At 73.2% G+C, this 5,676-nt stretch carries 2 protein-coding genes and 2 riboswitches; both genes read right to left on the bottom strand.

Annotation, left to right across the window (positions count from 1 at the left end; all coding sequences use genetic code 11):
• Positions 1-2,216: aminomethyl-transferring glycine dehydrogenase (gene gcvP / locus NBW84_RS11470; RefSeq protein ID WP_445548694.1), on the bottom strand; the 2,216-nt coding region annotated here is incomplete at its 3' end.
• Positions 2,217-2,586: 370 nt separating this feature from the next.
• A riboswitch (glycine riboswitch) is annotated at positions 2,587-2,698 on the bottom strand.
• A riboswitch (glycine riboswitch) is annotated at positions 2,699-2,800 on the bottom strand. It abuts the riboswitch before it with no gap.
• Positions 2,801-2,908: 108 nt separating this feature from the next.
• Positions 2,909-5,083, bottom strand: coding sequence for a hypothetical protein (locus NBW84_RS11465; RefSeq protein WP_250284415.1), 2,175 nt, complete (start codon positions 5,081-5,083; stop codon positions 2,909-2,911).
• Between the last annotated feature and the right edge of the window lie 593 nt (positions 5,084-5,676).

The raw sequence follows: 5,676 nt of genomic DNA, 5'->3' as shown, positions 1-5,676 counted from the left end.
AGCCCCACCAGGGCGTTGAGGTTCGCGCCGTCGACGTAGACCAGCCCGCCGCAGGAGTGCACCAGGTCGCAGGCCCGCCCGATGCCCTCCTCGTAGACACCGTGCGTCGACGGATAGGTCACCATCAGCGCGGCCAGCCGGTCGGAGTAGGCGGACGCCTTCGCGGCCAGATCCTCCAGGTCCACGTTGCCGTCGCTGTCGCAGGCGACCACCACGACCCGCATCCCGGCCATGACCGCGCTCGCCGCGTTCGTCCCGTGCGCGGACGACGGGATCAGGCAGACGTCCCGGGCCGGCCGGCCCGCCACGGCGTGGTCGCGGTGGTAGGCGCGGATGGCCAGCAGCCCGGCGAGCTCCCCCTGGCTGCCCGCGTTCGGCTGCAGGGACACGGCCGCGTAGCCGGTGATCGCCACCAGCCACTTCTCCAGGTCGCGGATGAGCTCCAGGTAGCCGGCGGCCTGGTCCAGCGGCGCGAACGGGTGGATGTCGGCGAAGTCCGGCCAGGTCACCGCGGCCATCTCGGTCGTGGCGTTCAGCTTCATCGTGCAGGAGCCGAGCGGGATCATGCCGCGGTCGAGCGCCAGGTCCTTGTCGGCGAGGTGGCGCAGGTAACGCAGCATCGCCGTCTCGGACCGGTACCGGTGGAACACCGGATGCTCCAGGTAGGGGCTCGCCCGCACCAGCTCCGCCGGGATCGCCCGGCCAGCACCGTCGGCGGCACCCTGAGCGCTGGCGGTAGCGGCTCCGACGGCTGTGGCGTTCCGCACCGGCAGCGCGACCACCGACGGGGACGGCAGCGGCGGCACCCCGAACGCCGCCCACACCGCGTGCAGGTCGGCGTCCAGCGTCGTCTCGTTGCAGGAGATGCCGACGTGGTCGGCGTCGACCAGACGCAGGTTCAGCCCGCCGGCGAGCGCCGCGGCGACCACCTCGGCCGCCCGGGACGGCACCTGCGCGAGCACCGTGTCGAAGAAGTGCTCGTGGACGACCCGCACCCCACCGGCCCGCAGCCCCGCGGCGAGGCGCACCGCGTGGCCGTGCACCCGCCCGGCGATCCCGGCCAGCCCCCGCGGGCCGTGGTAGACGGCGTACATCGAGGTCAGCACGGCCGGCAGCACCTGGGCCGTGCAGATGTTACTGGTGGCCTTCTCCCGGCGGATGTGCTGCTCCCGGGTCTGCAGGGCCAGCCGGTAGGCGGGTTCGCCGTCGGCGTCCACCGACACCCCGACCAGCCGGCCCGGCAGCGACCGCTCCAGGCCGGCGCGTACCGCGATGAAACCCGCGTGCGGGCCGCCGAAGCCCAGGCCCAGCCCGAACCGCTGCGCGCTGCCGACCGCGATGTCCGCCCCGAACTCACCCGGCGCGGCCAGCAGCGTCAGCGCCAGCGGGTCGACCGCCACCGCCACGATGATCCCGCGGCCGCGGGCCTGTTCGATCACCGGGCGCGGGTCCCGCAGCGCGCCGTCGGCGGCCGGGTACGCCAGCAGGACGCCGAACGCCGACTCGGCCAGGTGTTCCGGTATACCGGCCGAGAGGTCCATGACGACCACCTCGATCCCCAGCGCCCGGGCCCGGGTACGCAGCACCGCGATCGTCTGCGGCAGCGTCCCCACGTCCACGACGAACCGTGTCTCGGGCTTCTTTGCGGCCCGGCGGGCAAGCTGCATGGCCTCGGCCGCGGCGGTCGACTCGTCCAGCAGCGAGGCCCCGGCCGTCGCGAGGCCGGTCAGATCGGCAATCATGGTCTGGAAGTTGAGCAGCGCCTCCAGGCGCCCCTGGGAGATCTCCGGCTGGTACGGGGTGTACGCCGTGTACCAGGCCGGGTTCTCCAGGACGTTGCGCTGGATCACCCCGGGCAGCACCGCGGGATGGTAACCGAGGCCGATCATCGAAGGCACCGGGCGGTTCCGGCTGCCCAGCCGGCGCAGTTCGGCGAGCACCTCCGGCTCGCTCGCCGCCGGTGGCAGGTCGAGGGTGCTGTCCCGGATCACCTCCGGCACCGCGGCCGCGACCAACGCGTCCAGGCTGGCGTGGCCGAGCCCGTCGAGCATCTTCCGGCGCTCGTCCGCGTCCGGCCCGATGTGCCGGTCGGCGAAGGTGAGCGTCTCGGTGAGCGGCGGGCCGGCCCGGCGCGCCGCCGCGGCCGGTGTGGGCTCGGCCCGCCAGGGCTGTGTCCGGGTGGGCCGCGGTGCCCGCTCGGGCTGCGACGTCCGGATGGGCTGTGACGTCCGGTCGGGCTGTGACGTCCGGTCGGGCTGTGACGTCCGGTCGGGCTGCGATGCCGGCACGGTCACCCGCCGGCGGGCGTCGGGCCTCCCCAGGGCATCGGACCGCCCGCCAGCGCCGTTCCCGCTGCCGTCACGGTCCGCGCTGCCGTTGCGGCTGGCGCCACCGCCGCTGCCGACGCCACCGCTGCCGTTCACGCCACCGCTGCCGTTCGCACGGCTGGTACCAGCAGAAGCATCTGTGTCACCCGATGAGGAGCCTGATGAGGATATTGCGCCAGCAGAAGAGGAGGCGGGTATGTGCACGGTCGATGCGCTCCAGAGATCGGGCGACCCGGCAGCGCGCCGGCCGCGACTGACCTCCCCCTCTGTACGTATGCCTGAGAGCTTCACCCGTCATATCGGCCCGCGACCGATATGCGTGGGCTTTCACCGTCGGCGGGACGCCACGGAACGTCCGCTTTCCAGAGTTGCCTGGCCCGGCGGTTTCTCCGGCCTGAGAGTGTATAGGGGAGGTCTTGCTCCTTCGGCGCCACGGACCGCAAGCTGCCGTGGACTCTCCCGCGCGGGCGTGAGCGGCATCGATGTTCAGTTGTCCGTCTGGACGGAATCCTACGGTCGATGGTCGCCAGCCGCCAGCCCGTGATGGCTCCGCACCGCAACAGCAATCACTGAGAGTAATACTACCTGCTCTGACGGTGGTTGAGCTCGGCGACGGTCGGAACGAGGTCACCGATGGTGGCGAAATCCACCGCGATGAACGTCGGCAGCCGGCCCTGCGCCCGCTGACAGGCCTCGACCTGCCTGAGCAGGGACGCCCGGCGGTTGATCACAGCCGCGTCCGCGCGGCTGCTCGCCGTCCGGGTGATCCAGTGGTTGATCAGCATCGGCGCGGGCCGGCCCGGCCCGCGGTCAGGCCGGCAGTCGAAGCCGTCGGGCCCGGACACGTCCAGGGCGGTGTCGGCCGCGTACCGGAAGAACCGCCGGTAGAAGGTGCCCGGGACGTCGGCGTTCTCCGCGAGCACCACCAGCCTGCGGTTCCGTTCGACCATCGAGCCCAGTGACGGCCAGTCACCACCCGCGTCCCTGGGGGGTGTGAGCACGTAACGCCCGAGCCCGGCCCGGGTGAAAGCCGCTGTCACCTCGGACGCGGGTGCCCCGTCCTGGACGATCAGGGTCACCACCTCGGTCGGGTTCGCGTCGAGCCAGGCCCGCAGCCGGGTCAGCTCGGTCTCCAGGTCGAGCGCGCCGAGCTGGCAGATGTTGTGGCACAGCCACAGCCCCGGACGGCTGGAGCGGGCGCCCCGGGTGAACGGCTCGAGGGTGGCCCGCTGGTCCGGCGGCAGGGCGGCGAGGAAGGCCTCGACGTCCTGCGGCGGTGTCCAGTGATGGACGTCGACGAGCAGCGCCCGGATGCCCGCGTTCAGCTGGCCGATCAGGTCCGGATCCTGGGCCGCGCCGAGGAAGCGCGCGTCGCTGGCGGCCATCGCGTTGTGTGTCGCCGGGTACACGACGTCGGTGTAGCGGCGGTCGCAGAGCAGCTCGGAGCCGTTGCAGTACCTGGCGGCCGGGGTGACCGGCAGCGGCATGGCGATCCACAGCAGACCGACGATCGTTGTCGAGGTGACCGCCAGCGTCCACCAGCGCCGCCGGCGGGCATGCGCCCGGAGCAGCAGCATCCGCGCCGCGGACGCGGCCACCGTGACCCCGGCGGCGGCCACCAGCGGCATCGTCGCGAACCCGAGCCAGTAGTCGCGGACCTGGCCGGCCAGCCCCGAGGAGATGTCGCCGACCATCGCCCGCACGCTCACCGGCAGTGACGAGGACGGGCCGGTCAGCGCCGCGAGCGGATCACCGACCAGCGTCGTCAGCACTCCTCCGGTGGCAAGCCCGACCGCCCCGGCCGTGACAAGCCCCGCCAGCACCAGGCGGAACCCCGACCCGCCGTGCCTGACGGTCACGACGAACCCGGCCGCGAACACCAGCAGCATCAGACCGGCGAGCCCGCCGGCGACAAGCAGCACCCCCGACGCGCCGAGATCGTGAACGGCGTGCACCGCCATGGTGCCCGGGGACTCGGGCAGCCCGGCCAGCGCCGGCCCCAGGTCGATGCTGGTGCCACCGCCGACCCGCCGCCGCAGGTCGGCGATGGCGGCCTCGTCGCCGTCGAAGACCAGCGGGCCGGCGACCGCCAGCGCCGAGGTGAGATCACCGGCCCGCATGAGCGTGACCAGCTGCTCGCGCACGGCCTGGCGTTCGCCCGCGCCCAGCCCGCCGACCCGGTCGAGGACGGCGTCCGCCACCTGGTCGGCCTGCCGCTCGGAGAGCCGGACCGAGGCGATCGACGGCACGGATGCCGGCGGGCGCCCCTGGGAGAGCTGGTCGAGCGCGTCGAGCAGGCCGACGGTGAACCGGCTGACGTCGTCCACCGGGTAGGTGCCGGCGCCCGAGATCTCGTCGGCCAGGTAGGTGCTGGCGAGCTGGGAGATGTTGGCCAGCACCGGGCGCAGGTCGATACGCAGGTAGAGCGTGTCGCCGTTGCCGCTCAGATAGCCCGCGGTGCGCTCCGCCAGGCCCGCGGCCACGCCCTGCAACGACGATGGTGGGACGACCACCCGCAGGTTCGCGGTCAGCAGCGACTGGTCCACGGGGAGGCCGGCGAAGAGCTGGCCGGAGATCTCGACGATCTGCGGATCGGTCAGGACCTGGCTGTAGAAACGCTCGTACACGTCGGCGCCGGCGAGCGCCCGCTTGTAGTAGCCCGGCTGCTGCACGGTCGCGTGCACGGTGAGCAGGGCGACGACCGCGGGCCAGCACAACGCCGCGACCAGCACGACCATCACCCGCAGCAGGCGCACCCGCGACGGGTACCGCCGGCCGTGGCGGGGGCCACCGCCCCGACGGCGGCCGGCACGGCCGGTCGCCCGCCGCGGGCCGCCCCGCCGGAAAGGAGCCCCGGGGAAGGCGCCCTCCCCGGGGATACCCGCCGGCCCGGCGTGGGCCTGCCCCGTCCCGCTGTGAGCCTCGGCCGCCGCCGCGGGGTCTTCGGGCGGGTGGCCCTCGGGCCTGGGGAGATCCCCCTCGCGGGGGCCCGCCCTGGAGCCGGCTGCGGTGTCGGCCGTCGAATCGGCTGCGGTGTCGGCCGTCGAATCGGCTGCGGAGCCGTCCGCTCCGGGGCGGGGGGCCGGAACCGGCCCGCGCCGACCCGCCCGGACGCGCGTATGGCTCACCGCGCCTCCCACCTGCCTCGCCATCTCGTCTGCCGGATCCGACCACCTCGCCGTGCGCCAGCCCGCAACCGGCGCTTGTTTCTATGGTGCGTGATCGAAGTGTCTACGATGGGCGTAAGATGGTTATCCAGTGTGTTCTGTGACTTCCGGATCAGCTCATCGGGACTATTCGCCCGAATTGCACCCCAGCGCCACCCGCTCGAATACCGACATTTCCTGTT

Source organism: Protofrankia sp. CiP1_Cm_nod2 (assembly GCF_920664355.1).
Lineage (GTDB): Bacteria > Actinomycetota > Actinomycetes > Frankiales > Frankiaceae > Protofrankia.
Note: the sequence above shows the minus strand (reverse complement) of the source record. Positions and strands in the feature narration are given on the sequence as shown.